Raw genomic sequence first — 13,907 nt, 5'->3', positions numbered from 1 at the left:
GCCTGCCTCTCCGTTCTGAATAATTTTCGCGGGTCTTCCCCGCAGAAGGAATAAAGATGAACCAGGAAGTCCTGAACATCTTCAACCCGGTCCCGGTCGCGCCGACCTTCGACCAGATCAAGATCGCTCTGGCCTCGCCCGAGAAGATCCGGTCGTGGTCGTTTGGTGAGATCAAGAAGCCGGAAACCATCAACTATCGCACGTTCAAGCCCGAGCGTGACGGCCTGTTCTGCGCCCGTATCTTTGGTCCGACCAAGGACTACGAATGCCTGTGCGGCAAGTACAAGCGCATGAAGTACAAGGGCATCATCTGCGAGAAGTGCGGCGTTGAAGTTACGCTGGCGCGCGTTCGCCGTGAGCGCATGGGTCACATCGACCTGGCCGCCCCGGTCGCCCACATCTGGTTCCTGAAGTCGCTGCCGAGCCGCATCTCGCTGATGCTGGACATGGCGCTGAAGGACGTGGAACGCGTCCTGTACTTCGAAAACTACATCGTCACCGAGCCGGGTCTGACGCCGCTGAAGCAGAACCAACTGCTGACGGAAGACGAGTTCTATCGCTATCAGGAAGAATTCGGCGACGACGGCTTCACGGCCGAGATCGGCGCCGAGGCCGTCCGCAACCTGCTGATGGGCATCGACCTGCACGCCGAGGCTGAAAAGCACCGTGGCGAACTGGCCGACAACCCCTCGGAAATGAAGGCCAAAAAGGCCTCCAAGCGCCTGAAGCTGATCGAGGCCTTCCTCGAGTCCGGCAACAAACCTGAGTGGATGATCCTGACCATCGTGCCGGTCATCCCGCCGGAACTGCGTCCGCTGGTGCCGCTGGACGGCGGCCGTTTCGCGACGTCGGACCTGAACGACCTGTATCGCCGCGTCATCAACCGCAACAACCGCCTGAAGCGCCTGATGGAGCTCCGCGCGCCGGACATCATCATCCGCAACGAAAAGCGGATGCTGCAGGAATCCGTCGACGCCCTGTTCGACAACGGCCGTCGCGGTCGCGTCATCACCGGCGCGAACAAGCGTCCGCTGAAGTCGCTGGCCGACATGCTGAAGGGCAAGCAGGGCCGCTTCCGTCAGAACCTGCTGGGCAAGCGCGTCGACTATTCGGGCCGTTCGGTCATCACCGTGGGTCCGGAACTGAAGCTGCACGAGTGCGGCCTGCCCAAGAAGATGGCGCTGGAGCTGTTCAAACCGTTCATCTACGCGCGTCTGGACGCCAAGGGCCTGTCGGGCACCGTCAAACAGTCCAAGCGCATGGTCGAGCGCGAGCAGCCGCAGGTCTGGGACATCCTGGACGAGGTCATCCGCGAGCACCCGGTTCTGCTGAACCGCGCGCCGACGCTTCACCGTCTGGGCATCCAGGCGTTTGAACCCAAGCTGATCGAGGGCAAGGCCATCCGCCTGCACCCGCTGGTCTGTACGGCGTTCAACGCGGACTTCGACGGCGACCAGATGGCTGTCCACGTGCCGCTGTCGCTGGAGGCGCAACTGGAAGCGCGCGTCCTGATGATGTCGACGAACAACATCCTGTCGCCCGCCAACGGCAAGCCGATCATCGTGCCGTCGCAGGACATCGTCCTGGGTCTGTACTACCTGTCGCTGGTCAAGGACGGCGAGCCGGGCGAAGGCAAGCTGTTCGCCAACATCGGCGAGATCGACGCAGCGCTGGACGCCAAGGTCGTGACCCTGCACACGCGCATCAAGGCGCGCTGGACGGAACAGGACGCCGAAGGCAATGAGGTGACCAAGGTCATCGACACGACGCCGGGCCGCATGAAGCTGGGCGCCCTGCTGCCGCGTAACCCGAACGTCGGCTACCGCCTGCTTGAGAAGAACCTGACCAAGAAGGAAATCGGCAACCTGATCGACGTGGTCTATCGCCACTGCGGTCAGAAGGCGACGGTGATCTTCGCCGACCAGATGATGGGCCTGGGCTTCCGCGAAGCCGCCAAGGCCGGCATCTCCTTCGGCAAGGACGACATCGTCATTCCGGCCAAGAAGGTTGAACTGGTTGCTGAAACGCGCACCCAAGTCGAGGAGTACGAACAACAGTACGCCGACGGCCTGATCACGCGCGGCGAGAAGTACAACAAGGTGGTTGACGCCTGGGCCAAGGCGACGGACCGGATCGCTGACGCCATGATGGCCGAGATCGCGCAACCGCGCGTTCTGATCGAGGGTGAAAACCCCGACATCAACTCGGTCTTCATGATGGCCAACTCCGGCGCCCGTGGTTCGCAGGCGCAGATGAAGCAGCTGGGCGGCATGCGCGGCCTGATGGCCAAGCCTTCCGGCGAGATCATCGAGACCCCGATCACCTCGAACTTCAAGGAAGGCCTGACCGTCCTTGAATACTTCAACTCCACCCACGGCGCCCGTAAGGGTCTGGCCGACACCGCGCTGAAGACCGCCAACTCGGGTTACCTGACCCGCCGTCTGGTGGACGTGGCGCAGGACAGCATCGTCACCGAACAGGACTGCGGCTCGACGCGCGGCATCACCCTGCGCGCGGTGATGGAGGGCGGCGACGTTCTGGTCTCGCTGGGTCAGCGCATCCTGGGTCGCTATGCGGCCGAGGACATCAAGGAGCCGGGCACCGATACGGTCCTGTTCCCTGCTGACACCTATCTGGTGGAAGAAGTGGTCGAGGCCGTCGACGCCGCTGGCGTTCAGTCGGTCAAGGTCCGTTCGGCCCTGACCTGTGAAGCCGACGCCGGCATCTGCGCCCACTGCTACGGCCGTGACCTGGCGCGCGGCACCAACGTCAACATCGGCGAAGCGGTCGGCGTCATCGCCGCCCAGTCGATCGGCGAACCGGGCACCCAGCTGACGATGCGGACCTTCCACATCGGCGGTACGGCCCAGGTTGCGGAAACCTCCTTCATGGAGGCGACCAACGCCGGTGTCGCTCGCATCGCCGGTCCGACCGTTGTCGCGGCCCACGGGGATCTGGTGGCCATGAGCCGCAACGTCACCGTGACCGTTGTTGTCGACGGCAAGGACCGCGAGACGCACAAGGCGCCCTACGGCGCGCGCATCCGCGTCAAGGACGGCGGCGAAGTGAAGCGCGGCCAACGTCTGGCCGAGTGGGACCCCTACACCACCCCGATCCTGACCGAAGTGGGCGGCGTCGTCCGCTTTGAGGACCTGGTGGAAGGCCTGTCCGTCAAGGAAGAGACCGACGAAGCGACGGGCATCGCCCAGCGCGTGGTTTCCGACTGGCGCGCCAGCCCGCGTGGTTCGGACCTGCGTCCGGCCATGGGCGTCACCCTGGGCGACGCCTACGCCAAGCTGTCGTCGGGCTCCGACGCCCGCTACCTGCTGCCGGTGGGCGCGGTTCTGTCCGTGTCGAACGGCGACGAGGTCAAGCCGGGTGAGATCATCGCCCGCGTTCCGACCGAAGGCGCCAAGACCCGCGACATCACCGGCGGTCTGCCGCGCGTCGCCGAACTGTTCGAAGCCCGTCGTCCGAAGGACTGCGCGGTCATCGCCGAAATGGATGGTCGGGTTGAGTTCGGCCGCGACTACAAGAACAAGCGCCGCATCAAGATCACGCCGGAAGTCAACGCCGACGGCGTGCAGGGCGAACCGGTCGAGTTCCTGATCCCGAAGGGCAAGCACATCTCCGTCCACGACGGCGATCTGATCCAGAAGGGCGACTACATCATCGACGGCAACCCCGATCCGCACGATCTGCTGCGTATTCAGGGCGTCGAGGCGCTGGCCGAGTATCTGGTGAACGAAGTGCAGGAGGTCTATCGACTGCAGGGCGTGCCGATCAACGACAAGCACATCGAAGTCATCGTGCGTCAGATGCTGCAGAAGGTTGAAGTGCTGGATTCGGGTGAAACCACCCTGATCCGCGGCGACACCGTCGAAGTGGCTGAAGCCGTGCTCGAGAACGCCAAGGTCGAGAAGCGCGGCGGCCGTCTGGCCACCACCCAGCCCGTCCTGCTGGGCATCACCAAGGCGTCGCTGCAGACCCGCAGCTTCATCTCGGCGGCGTCCTTCCAGGAGACCACCCGCGTCCTCACCGACGCCTCGGTCCACGGCAAGAAGGACATGCTGGAAGGCCTGAAGGAAAACGTCATCGTCGGCCGCCTGATCCCGGCCGGTACGGGCGCCTACCTTCGCAGCCTGCAGAAGATCGCCAACGAGCGTGATGCGGAACTGACCCAGGCCCGCGAAGACGCGATCGAGCCGCTGCCGGCCGATCTGCAACTGGAGCTGGAGAGCAGCGAAGGCTGATCTGCGGTTACGGAAGTGACGACATGAAGAGGGCGGCGCTGGTGACAGTGCCGCCCTTTTTCTTTCAATCCTTCCAGCGTTCCCGAGGAGCGGGGGCGCCGGGGGTGATCGGCGCGCCGCCCGCACGGTGACCGTCGCGGCGGGTCTGGACGTTGGTGGAAGAGTCCGGGGCCAGGCTGGGGTCCAGTTGCGCGCCCGCGCAGCCCGTGCCGAAGTTCGAGCCCACACAGTCCGCCGGGCCGACGATGCCGACGCCGCCGGACAGGGGACGGCGATCTGCTTCCCATTGCGCCAGTCTGCGCGCGCCTTCACGGGCGAAGGCAGCGTCGCGGGCTGGATTGCCGGTGCCGGTGATGGGGGCGGCGTTCCGCCCGATCTGGGCCCGCCTGTCCTCGCACTGTTGACGTTCTTCTCGACTGAGCATCTGAGGATTTGTGCAGCCTGACAGGCCCTGGCGCAGCGCACGGCCCATGGCGGTCGTGCGGTCGGAGCTGACCGTCCATTGGTTGTCGGGCGCGGGAACGCTTTGCGGCGCAGGTGCGGCGATACGCGGATTGATGGGGGAGGGACGGTCCTGCGGCGTTGTCGTCGGCGTGGACGTCGTAGGGCCGTGAACCAGAGCGCGGCTTGGGGTTTCAGATCGTGGGGTCTGCGCCTGCACCGGCGCGCTGACGGCCGGGCGCGGGCGCTCGTCAGGCAGCAGGGGGCGAGGCTCGATATCGAGATAGATGAGGGGCGGTTCGACAACCGGCGCACGGCCCTTGATGCCCAGTGTGGTGAAGGACAGGGCGGCGAGCAGGGCCAGGTTGATGCCCACTGAAGCCGTGCCCAGGCCGATCTTGCGCCAGTCCATTCTTGATGGTGCAGGATAGGTCGACACGCTCACTCACGACGCTTTCTGAGATTGGGCAGGAAGCCATCCCGACTGGAGAACAACTCGACCTGAATATTAACGTCGGCGCAACCGGCGACGGGACTGGGGCTTTCGCAGGTCGCTGCTACGCGTGAAGGATCGGCGCGCTGGGCCTCCCACGCGGCCAGGCGCCGGGCGCCTTGTCGGGCGAAAGCGGCATCACGATCCGCATCGCCTGTGCCGGTGATGGAGCGCGCGTCGGACGCCAGCCGCAGACGACGGTCATCGCATTGCCGACGAAACTCGGGCGACAGGTGTTGAGGGGCGTCGCACGAGAGGATGCGTAAGGAAGGAGTGTCCGCGCGTGGCGCCACGCGCCATCGGTCTTCTATATCTGACGAAGCGGGAACAGGGGGGCTGAGGGCGCTCGCGCTCGCGCTTGTGGTGGCCGGTGGGCTGGGCGCTTCAGCGGGCCCGTTCCGCGCCGGGGCGGTGGCTGTTGCGCGCTCGAGCGTCGGGGTGCGTTCATAGGCAAGCAGCGGGCGTGGTTCGATCTCGACAAAGATCGTCGGCATTGGGCCGCCTCTCTGGGGCGGTCTTGCAGCATCAGTGAACGACAGGGCGGCGATCAATACGCCATTGAAGCCCGCCGACAGGCCTACGATCGCCGTCGTGCGCCAGTTCAGGCCCGAAATGCCGCCGTCCTGCCCAGCCATTCATCCTCCCGTTCGATCAGGCTGGGCTGCAAGCATGGCTGGATTCAGGCGAGTCTCGGACTTATTCACGCGAGGGCTGTGGTCGCTGCCGCATGAGGCGATTCGGGCAGTGGCGGGCGAGCGCGTTCTGGGTCGGTCGTGCTGTCACTCGTGGAGCAGACGTGGCCGGGTTCCAGGGCGGTCGACGCATATTGACCTTTTGCCCCTTCAGGCGTAGAAGCCGCGCACTTTCGAGGCGTGGCCGGTTCGCCGGTTGCTGAGATCGTGACAATTGAACGGACGGCCTGTGCGCCGCCGGAACGCCCAAAGCGCGCGTTCCGGTTTTTCTGTTTGTCGTTACGACATCAGTCTCGATGACACCCGGGCGGGGGAATGGTCCCTCGTTCACAAGAAGGCGCGGGGCGCTTCGGTCGAAAGACACACGCCCCCCAATAGAAGTCGAGACCTGTCTCAATGCCTACGATCAACCAACTGATCCGCAAGCCGCGCAAGCCCAAGCCCGTCCGTAACAAGGTTCCGGCTCTGGAGGGTTCGCCCCAGCGTCGCGGCGTCTGCACCCGCGTTTACACCACGACCCCGAAGAAGCCGAACTCGGCTCTGCGTAAGGTCGCCAAGGTTCGTCTGGCCAAGAACGGCTACGAAGCCGTTTGCTACATCCCCGGCGAAGGCCACAACCTGCAAGAACACTCGGTTGTTCTGATCCGCGGCGGCCGCGTGAAGGACTTGCCCGGCGTTCGCTACCACATCCTGCGCGGCGTGCTCGACACGCAAGGCGTCAAGGACCGCAAGCAGCGCCGTTCGCACTACGGCGCCAAGCGTCCGAAGTAAGCCATTCGCGGCAATCATTCGCCTCTGGACCCATCGGGTCTGGAGGCCTTTCGAGATCTTCCCGGCCTAGGTCGGGCACTGCAAGGAATACTCCATGTCGCGTCGTCACCGCGCCCAGAAGCGTGAAGTTCTGCCGGATCCCAAGTTCGGGGACCTGATCGTCACCAAGTTCATGAACTACGTCATGTACGAAGGTAAGAAGGCCGTCGCCGAAAACATCGTTTACGGCGCCTTCGACATTCTGGCTGAGAAGAAGAAAGACCACACTGCGGTCGAAACCTTCCACACCGCCCTCGACAACGTCGCGCCTTCGGTCGAAGTCCGTTCGCGTCGCGTTGGCGGCGCCACCTACCAGGTGCCGGTCGAAGTCCGTCCGGACCGTCGCCGCGCCCTGGCCATCCGTTGGCTGGTGAACGCTGCGCGCAAGCGTGGTGAAAACACCATGACGGAAAAGCTGGCCGCCGAGCTGCTGGACGCCTCGAACAACCGCGGCACCGCGGTCAAGAAGCGCGAAGACACCCACAAGATGGCCGAAGCCAACCGCGCGTTCAGCCACTACCGCTGGTAAGTGTCTTAAAACCGTCCCTCTTTCGAAGGTATGGGACGGTTCCTATCTAAGACTATCCGGCGCGGGCGGTTTGAGCTAAATCGCCCGCGCCGTCTTATCCGACATTTCCGAGGGCGCTCCAGGGCGTCCTAAGCCCTCAAGGGACGCTCCTATGCCCCGCACGCATAAAATCGAAGACTACCGCAACTTCGGCATCATGGCCCACATCGACGCGGGCAAGACGACGACGACTGAGCGGATCCTGTTTTACACCGGCCGTAACCACAAAATGGGCGAGACGCACGATGGCGCGTCCACCATGGACTGGATGGACCAGGAACAAGAACGCGGCATCACCATCACGTCGGCCGCGACGACCGCCTTCTGGAAAGGCAAGCGCCTCAACATCATCGACACCCCCGGACACGTGGACTTCACCATTGAAGTCGAGCGTTCGCTGCGCGTGCTCGACGGCGCCGTGACGGTGCTGGACGGCAACGCCGGTGTTGAGCCGCAGACGGAAACCGTCTGGCGCCAGGCCGACAAGTACAAGGTTCCGCGCATCGTCTTCGTCAACAAGATGGACAAGATCGGCGCCGACTTTAACGCCTCGGTCGAATCGATCCGCGACCGTCTGGGCGCCAAGGCTGTGCCGATCCAACTGCCGATCGGCGCAGAAAACCTGCTGAAGGGCGTCATCGACCTGGTCGAGATGAAGGCCCTGGTCTGGGAAACCGACACCGTCGGCGCCGACGCTGACGTGCGCGAAATCCCGGCTGACATGGCTGACGAAGTCGCCGCTGCCCGCCAGTACCTGATCGACAACGCCGTCGAACTCGACGACGAGGCGATGGAAGCCTACCTGGAAGGCAACGAGCCTTCGGTCGAAACCCTGAAGAAGTGCATCCGTAAAGCCGTTCTGACCGGCGCCTTCTACCCGATCCTGGGCGGCTCGGCGTTCAAGAACAAGGGCGTGCAGCCCCTGCTGGACGCGGTCATCGACTACCTGCCGTCGCCCGTCGACATCCCGGCGACCCCGGGCATCGACTTCAAGACGGAAGAGCCGGTCACCCGCAAGGCTTCGGACGATGAGCCCCTGTCGGTTCTGGCGTTCAAGATCATGGACGACCCCTTCGTCGGCTCGCTGACCTTCTGCCGCCTGTACTCGGGCAAGATGGAAACCGGCATGTCGCTGCTGAACTCGTCGCGTGACAAGAAAGAGCGCGTCGGCCGCATGCTGCAGATGCACTCGAACAACCGCGAGGACATCAAGGAAGCCTACGCCGGCGACATCGTCGCTCTGGCCGGCCTGAAGGAAACCCGCACGGGCGACACCCTGTGCGATCCGATCAAGTCGCCCATCATCCTCGAGAAGATGGAATTCCCGGCGCCCGTGATCGAAATCTCGGTCGAGCCCAAGACCAAGGCTGACCAAGAGAAGCTGGGCATCGCTCTGGCGAAGCTGGCTTCGGAAGATCCGTCCTTCACCGTCTCGACCGACCACGAGTCGGGCCAGACGATCCTGAAGGGCATGGGGGAACTGCACCTGGACATCAAGATCGACATCCTGCGCCGCACCTACAAGGTCGACGCAACGATCGGCGCCCCGCAGGTCGCCTACCGTGAATCGCTGGGCCGCAAGGTCGACATCGACTACACGCACAAGAAGCAGACCGGCGGTACGGGTCAGTTCGCCCGCGTCATGATCACCTTCGAACCCGGCGAGCCGGGCTCGGGCTTCGTGTTCGAGAACTCGATCGTCGGCGGCGCCGTGCCCAAGGAATACATCCCGGGCGTCGAAAAGGGTCTGAACTCCATCAAGGATTCGGGTCTGCTGGCCGGCTTCCCGCTGATCGACTTCAAGGCGACCCTGACGGACGGCAAGTTCCACGACGTCGACTCCAGCGTGCTGGCGTTCGAAATCGCGGCCCGCGCGGCCTTCCGCGAACTGAAGGAAAAGGGCGCTCCCAAGCTGCTCGAGCCGATCATGGCGGTGGAGGTCGTGACCCCCGAGGACTACCTCGGTTCGGTCATCGGCGACCTGAACGGACGTCGCGGCATGATCCAGGGCCAAGACATGCGTGGCAACGCCACGGTTGTTAACGCCTTCGTGCCCCTGGCCAACATGTTCGGCTATGTGAACACGCTGCGCGGCATGTCGCAGGGCCGCGCCCAGTTCACCATGCAATACGATCACTACGAGCCGGTGCCGCAACACGTCGCCGACGAAGTGATCAAGAAGTACGCCTAAGCTTTCCCTTTTCGGAAAGCGGACCTAAAAGCGCCCGGACCGTAAGGACCGGGCGTCCTTAACCCCCAAACTGCAGGAACCCCCGGTTCGGGGACCTTAGGAGCTAGAGAATGGCCAAGGAAAAGTTCGAACGCACGAAGCCGCACTGCAACATCGGCACGATCGGCCACGTTGACCACGGCAAGACGACGCTGACGGCTGCGATCACGATGACGCTGGCGAAGGCCGGCGGCGGCAAGGCGATGAACTACGCCGACATCGACGCTGCGCCGGAAGAAAAGGCCCGCGGCATCACGATCAACACGTCGCACGTGGAATATGAGACGGCCAACCGTCACTATGCGCACGTCGACTGCCCCGGCCACGCCGACTATGTGAAGAACATGATCACGGGCGCGGCGCAGATGGACGGCGCGATCCTGGTGGTTTCGGCCGCTGACGGCCCGATGCCGCAGACCCGCGAGCACATCCTGCTGGCCCGTCAGGTCGGCGTGCCGGCCCTGGTGGTCTTCATGAACAAGGTCGACCTGGTCGACGACGAAGAACTGCTTGAGCTGGTCGAGATGGAAGTGCGCGAGCTGCTGAGCTCGTACCAGTTCCCGGGCGACGACATTCCGGTCACCAAGGGTTCGGCCAAGGCTGCAACCGACGGCGTGAACCCGGAAATCGGCGAACAGCAAGTCATCAAGCTGATGGAGACGGTCGACGCCTATATCCCGCAGCCGGAACGTCCGGTGGACCTGCCGTTCCTGATGCCGGTGGAAGACGTGTTCTCGATCTCGGGCCGCGGCACCGTGGTCACGGGCCGCGTCGAGAAGGGCATCGTCAAGGTCGGTGAGGAAGTCGAGATCGTCGGCATCCGTCCGGTCCAGAAGACGACCTGCACGGGCGTTGAAATGTTCCGCAAGCTGCTGGACCAAGGTCAAGCGGGTGACAACGTCGGCGTTCTGCTGCGCGGCACCAAGCGTGAAGACGTCGAGCGCGGCCAGGTGCTGTGCAAGCCGGGCTCCATCACGCCGCACACCAAGTTCGTGGCTGAAGCCTACATCCTGACCAAGGAAGAAGGCGGCCGTCACACGCCGTTCTTCACGAACTACCGCCCGCAGTTCTACTTCCGCACGACGGACGTGACCGGCATCGTGCAGCTGAAGGAAGGCGTTGAGATGATCATGCCCGGCGACAACGCCGAGCTGAACGTCGAGCTGATCACGCCGATCGCGATGGACCAGGGCCTGCGCTTCGCCATCCGTGAAGGCGGCCGCACCGTCGGCGCCGGCGTCGTGGCCAAGATCGTCGAGTAATCGAAGATCCGGCCCTCGGGCCGAACAGTAGCGTAACAGAACGGCCCCCGGAGAAATCCGGGGGCCGTTTTGCTGTGGGACGACCGTCATGGCTGCGTCATCGTGGGGCAAGCCCGAGGATGACGGGGAAGGGAGAGGCGGGCATTATCGCCTTCTCGCGAACAGTCTGTGTTTTTGATGCGTCTGATTTCCCTGCTTATCTGTCTTCTGGCGCTTGGCGCGTGCGCCACCCATCCGGGCAAGGTGGATCCTGTGCGTTACGCCAGCGACGCCAGGCCTGTGCTGGCGACGACCGAGGCGGGGACGGTGCGGGGCGTCGAGGGGGCGGGCGTTCGCGCCTTTCTGGGCGTGCCGTTCGGCCAGCCGCCGGTCGGGGCCTTGCGCTGGCGGGCGCCGCAACCGGTCCCGGCGTGGGATGGCGTCAGGGATGCGAGGCGGCTGGGGTCGGACTGCACCCAGGCCATCGGGCGGCGAGCGATCCTGGGCGGGGGCGGCGGCATCGTCGTCGGGTCCGAAGACTGCCTGTATCTGAACATCTATGCGCCAGCCGGAGTGGACGAAGCCAAGCCGGTGATGGTCTATATCCCCGGCGGCGCCTTCACGATCGGGGCAGGCGCCAACTATGACCCGTCGCTGCTGGCGCGTGAGCAGGGCCGGGTGGTGGTGACGCTGAACTACCGGCTAGGCGCGCTGGGCTGGCTGGCCCATCCAGGTTTTCAGGCGGACGGCGAGGGCTATGGCGGCAATTTCGGGCTGATGGATCAGCAGGCCGCGCTGAAATGGGTGCATCGGAACATCGCGGCCTTCGGCGGTGATCCGGGCAATGTCACACTCTTCGCCGAGAGCGCGGGGGCGTGGAGCGCCTGTTACCTGATGACGTCGCCCGGTTCGGAAGGCCTGTTTCAGCGCGTCATCATGCAGAGCGGCGGGTGCCTGGAGCCGTCATCACTGGTCAGCGCCGAGGCGACGGCCAGGGCGGGGCCGGAGTTCGCCAGAAGCCTGGGGTGCGAGGATGGACCTGGGCAGGCGGCCTGCTTGAAGGGCCTGCCGGCATGGCGCGTGCAACGGGCGCCGTCGGTGCGTGAAGGGCTGAACGGCCATGGCTCCTGGGGGCCGGTGCATACGGACGCCACCGTGCCGGAGAACCCCGCCGTGGCCTTCCACGAAGGGCGGTTCACGCGCGTGCCGGTGATCATCGGCACGAACCGCGATGAGGGCCGACTGTTCGCCAATGAGGTCAAGGACGTGGACCGCTATCAGAAGGAGACGATCTGGATGTATGGCGATGTCGGCGAACGAGTGCTGGCGCGATATCCGGTCGGCCCGGACGGCCCCGCCTACGCCATCGCGGAACATTTCACCGATCAGAGGTTCGCTTGTCCGTCACAGGCTCTTCGGCGTCAGCTGGCGCGCTATGTGCCGGTGTGGGGCTATGAATTTGCAGACCGGGACGCGCCCTTCGTCCTGCCGAAGCGGATCGTGGGACTGGACCTGGGCGCCTATCACGCCAGCGAACTGGCCTATGTGTTCGGGACCAGTTGGATCTTCGCCGACGTGAAGCGGTTCACGCCGGAGCAGAAGGCGCTTTCGGCGCGGATGCGCGGCCTGTGGGCCGGGTTCGGCCAGAAGGACTTTGGTCCTGACTGGCCCCGCGTCGAGGGGGCGGGGCCAGTGCGGGTGTTTCAGCCGCAGGGCGATCGGCTGGATGACAACTTCTTTGAACGGCGCCACTGCGACTTCTGGGACGGGACGCCGTTCGGGGCCGTTCACTAGACGAAGCGGACGGTCACGCCGGGCTTGACCTTGTCAGCCAGCTTCCAGACGTCCCAATTGGTCAGGCGCACACAGCCGTGCGAGGCCGTCTTGCCGACCAGATGCGGGTCGGGCGTGCCGTGAATGCCGTAGCTGGGCTTGTTCAGATCGATCCAGACCACGCCGACCGGGTTGTTCGGGCCGGGCTTGACCACGACCTTCCTGCCCACGCTGCCGTAGCTGAGTTTGGACGGGTCATAGGTGTAGTCGGGATTGCGGGCGACGCCGTTGACGCGCAGCGTGCCGCTGGGCGTCGGATTGTCGGTGCTGCCGATGGTGGCGGGGAAATAGGCTAGCAGGGCGCCGTCGGCGGCGAAGGCCTTCACCGAGCCTTCGGCCTTGTTCACGTCGATGCGGGCGACATCGGCGGCCAGAGGGCGGTTGTCGACGGCGGGAACCAGCAGTTTCTGGCCCGCGCGGTTGAAGTCGGCGCGCGGGTTCATGGCGCGCAGCAGATCCTCGGTGACGTGGAACCTTTCGGCCAGGGCCTCGACGATGTCGCCATAGCTCATTGCGGCCGCCTGGCCCTGTTTCTCAAGGTCCGTCGGGACGACGCCCATATAGGGGCCGTCGATGTCCTGCTGGGTGATTTCGTAGGTGGTGGTGACGGCGCCGGAGCCCTCGGCCCGCAGACGATCCATGACCTCGGGCGTCAGCTGGCCGTCGTCCTTCATCCCCTTGGCCTTCTGATAGGCGGTGATGGCCTGACGCATGTTGGAGCCCGCCAGACCATCGATGGCGCCGGGCGAGAAGCGGGCGCGCTCCAGCAGAACCTGCGCCCGGATCAGCGCCGGATCGGGTTGGGGCGTCGTCTGAGCGGCGCCGGGGGACTGAGGCTGGGCGTCCGGGAGAACAGGCCTATAGGCGGCGTTCTCGATGGCCTGGGCGGACAGCGGGCCGGCCGCGCCCGCCTGCTCAGTCTGGTTGCCCGACCGATTGTCGGGGGAGGGGCTGCAGGCGGTGAGAACGGCGAGGCTGGCGAGGGCGGCGGGCGTCAGGCGGCGGATCATCAAGTCACTCAGTCAGTCGGCAGGGAAAGGCGAAGGCAGGGGGCGGTCAGTTCTGTGATCCGGTCGCGGGATCGGTCGGGGTCGTGCCGGAGTTGCTGGAGCCCTCGGAGCCCTTGGGTTCGGTGGCGGGACGCGGGGGCTGGCCATTGTGGTCGGGGCGAAGATTTTCATCCTCGACGGCGTGGTCATCAGGGCGTTGATCGGTCATGACCGTGTCTCTCGGCGCGGAACTTGGATGTCCGCAGGATGCAAACGCCCCTGGCGCGCGCAGGCTCCCGTCAACACCTGTTCACCATGCCGATGAACCCTAGTGAAACAGGGTTCGGTATAGAGGAT

General features: G+C 64.7%; 10 protein-coding genes. 6 read left to right on the top strand and 4 right to left on the bottom strand.

Translation table 11 applies throughout. The annotated features are described in order from the left end of the window. Positions 1 to 56: 56 nt before the first annotated feature. Positions 57 to 4,253, top strand: a complete 4,197-nt coding sequence (rpoC, locus tag JKF87_RS14140; protein ID WP_201100536.1) for a DNA-directed RNA polymerase subunit beta' — start codon at positions 57 to 59, stop codon at positions 4,251 to 4,253. A gap of 64 nt (positions 4,254 to 4,317) precedes the next feature. On the opposite strand, the gene JKF87_RS14135 is transcribed toward rpoC, so the two are convergent. After that, positions 4,318 to 5,139 (bottom strand): hypothetical protein, encoded by an 822-nt coding sequence (locus JKF87_RS14135; RefSeq protein ID WP_201100535.1) that lies wholly within the window; start codon positions 5,137 to 5,139, stop codon positions 4,318 to 4,320. Continuing rightward, positions 5,136 to 5,822, bottom strand: a complete 687-nt coding sequence (locus tag JKF87_RS14130) for a hypothetical protein (RefSeq protein ID WP_201100534.1) — start codon at positions 5,820 to 5,822, stop codon at positions 5,136 to 5,138. The genes JKF87_RS14135 and JKF87_RS14130 overlap by 4 nt, the downstream gene beginning before the upstream one ends. Positions 5,823 to 6,275: 453 nt before the next feature. Between JKF87_RS14130 and rpsL the strand changes: the two genes are divergently transcribed. The 5 genes from rpsL (at position 6,276) to JKF87_RS14105 (ending at position 12,522) form a co-directional block, all read left to right on the top strand. Beyond that, a complete protein-coding gene (rpsL, locus tag JKF87_RS14125) occupies positions 6,276 to 6,650 on the top strand; it encodes a 30S ribosomal protein S12 (RefSeq protein ID WP_021697983.1) in 375 nt (124 codons plus the stop codon). Positions 6,651 to 6,744: 94 nt separating this feature from the next. Continuing rightward, on the top strand, positions 6,745 to 7,218 hold the full coding sequence (gene rpsG / locus JKF87_RS14120; RefSeq protein WP_201100533.1) for a 30S ribosomal protein S7: 474 nt from the start codon (positions 6,745 to 6,747) through the stop codon (positions 7,216 to 7,218). A 151-nt stretch (positions 7,219 to 7,369) separates the two neighbouring features. Further along, complete coding sequence (gene fusA / locus JKF87_RS14115; RefSeq protein ID WP_201100532.1) at positions 7,370 to 9,448, top strand: elongation factor G; 2,079 nt, start codon at positions 7,370 to 7,372, stop codon at positions 9,446 to 9,448. A 110-nt stretch (positions 9,449 to 9,558) separates the two neighbouring features. Then, entirely contained in the window at positions 9,559 to 10,749 is a 1,191-nt protein-coding gene (gene tuf, locus JKF87_RS14110) for an elongation factor Tu (RefSeq protein ID WP_201100531.1), read from the top strand. 177 nt (positions 10,750 to 10,926) lie between these two features. Then, the gene (locus tag JKF87_RS14105) at positions 10,927 to 12,522 is read left to right on the top strand and encodes a carboxylesterase/lipase family protein (RefSeq protein ID WP_201100530.1); all 1,596 of its coding nucleotides are present in this window, start codon (positions 10,927 to 10,929) and stop codon (positions 12,520 to 12,522) included. Here JKF87_RS14105 and JKF87_RS14100 read toward each other — a convergent pair. Next, the gene (locus JKF87_RS14100) at positions 12,519 to 13,571 is read right to left on the bottom strand and encodes a L,D-transpeptidase family protein (protein WP_201100529.1); all 1,053 of its coding nucleotides are present in this window, start codon (positions 13,569 to 13,571) and stop codon (positions 12,519 to 12,521) included. The genes JKF87_RS14105 and JKF87_RS14100 overlap by 4 nt on opposite strands. Positions 13,572 to 13,617: 46 nt before the next feature. Further along, entirely contained in the window at positions 13,618 to 13,779 is a 162-nt protein-coding gene (locus tag JKF87_RS14095; RefSeq protein ID WP_201100528.1) for a hypothetical protein, read from the bottom strand. Positions 13,780 to 13,907 lie beyond the last annotated feature (128 nt).

The organism is Brevundimonas nasdae (assembly GCF_016654005.1).
GTDB lineage: Bacteria > Pseudomonadota > Alphaproteobacteria > Caulobacterales > Caulobacteraceae > Brevundimonas > Brevundimonas nasdae.
This window is presented reverse-complemented; position numbering and strand designations above follow the sequence as displayed.

Excerpts from the sequence above, each read along its gene's own strand:
- rpoC (WP_201100536.1), top strand. The coding sequence starts at position 57 with ATGAACCAGGAAGTCCTGAACATCTTCAACCCGGTCCCGGTCGCGCCG.
- JKF87_RS14130 (WP_201100534.1), bottom strand. The coding sequence starts at position 5,822 with ATGGCTGGGCAGGACGGCGGCATTTCGGGCCTGAACTGGCGCACGACG.
- rpsL (WP_021697983.1), top strand. The coding sequence starts at position 6,276 with ATGCCTACGATCAACCAACTGATCCGCAAGCCGCGCAAGCCCAAGCCC.
- rpsG (WP_201100533.1), top strand. The coding sequence starts at position 6,745 with ATGTCGCGTCGTCACCGCGCCCAGAAGCGTGAAGTTCTGCCGGATCCC.
- fusA (WP_201100532.1), top strand. The coding sequence starts at position 7,370 with ATGCCCCGCACGCATAAAATCGAAGACTACCGCAACTTCGGCATCATG.
- tuf (WP_201100531.1), top strand. The coding sequence starts at position 9,559 with ATGGCCAAGGAAAAGTTCGAACGCACGAAGCCGCACTGCAACATCGGC.
- JKF87_RS14105 (WP_201100530.1), top strand. The coding sequence starts at position 10,927 with ATGCGTCTGATTTCCCTGCTTATCTGTCTTCTGGCGCTTGGCGCGTGC.
- JKF87_RS14100 (WP_201100529.1), bottom strand. The coding sequence starts at position 13,571 with ATGATCCGCCGCCTGACGCCCGCCGCCCTCGCCAGCCTCGCCGTTCTC.
- JKF87_RS14095 (WP_201100528.1), bottom strand. The coding sequence starts at position 13,779 with ATGACCGATCAACGCCCTGATGACCACGCCGTCGAGGATGAAAATCTT.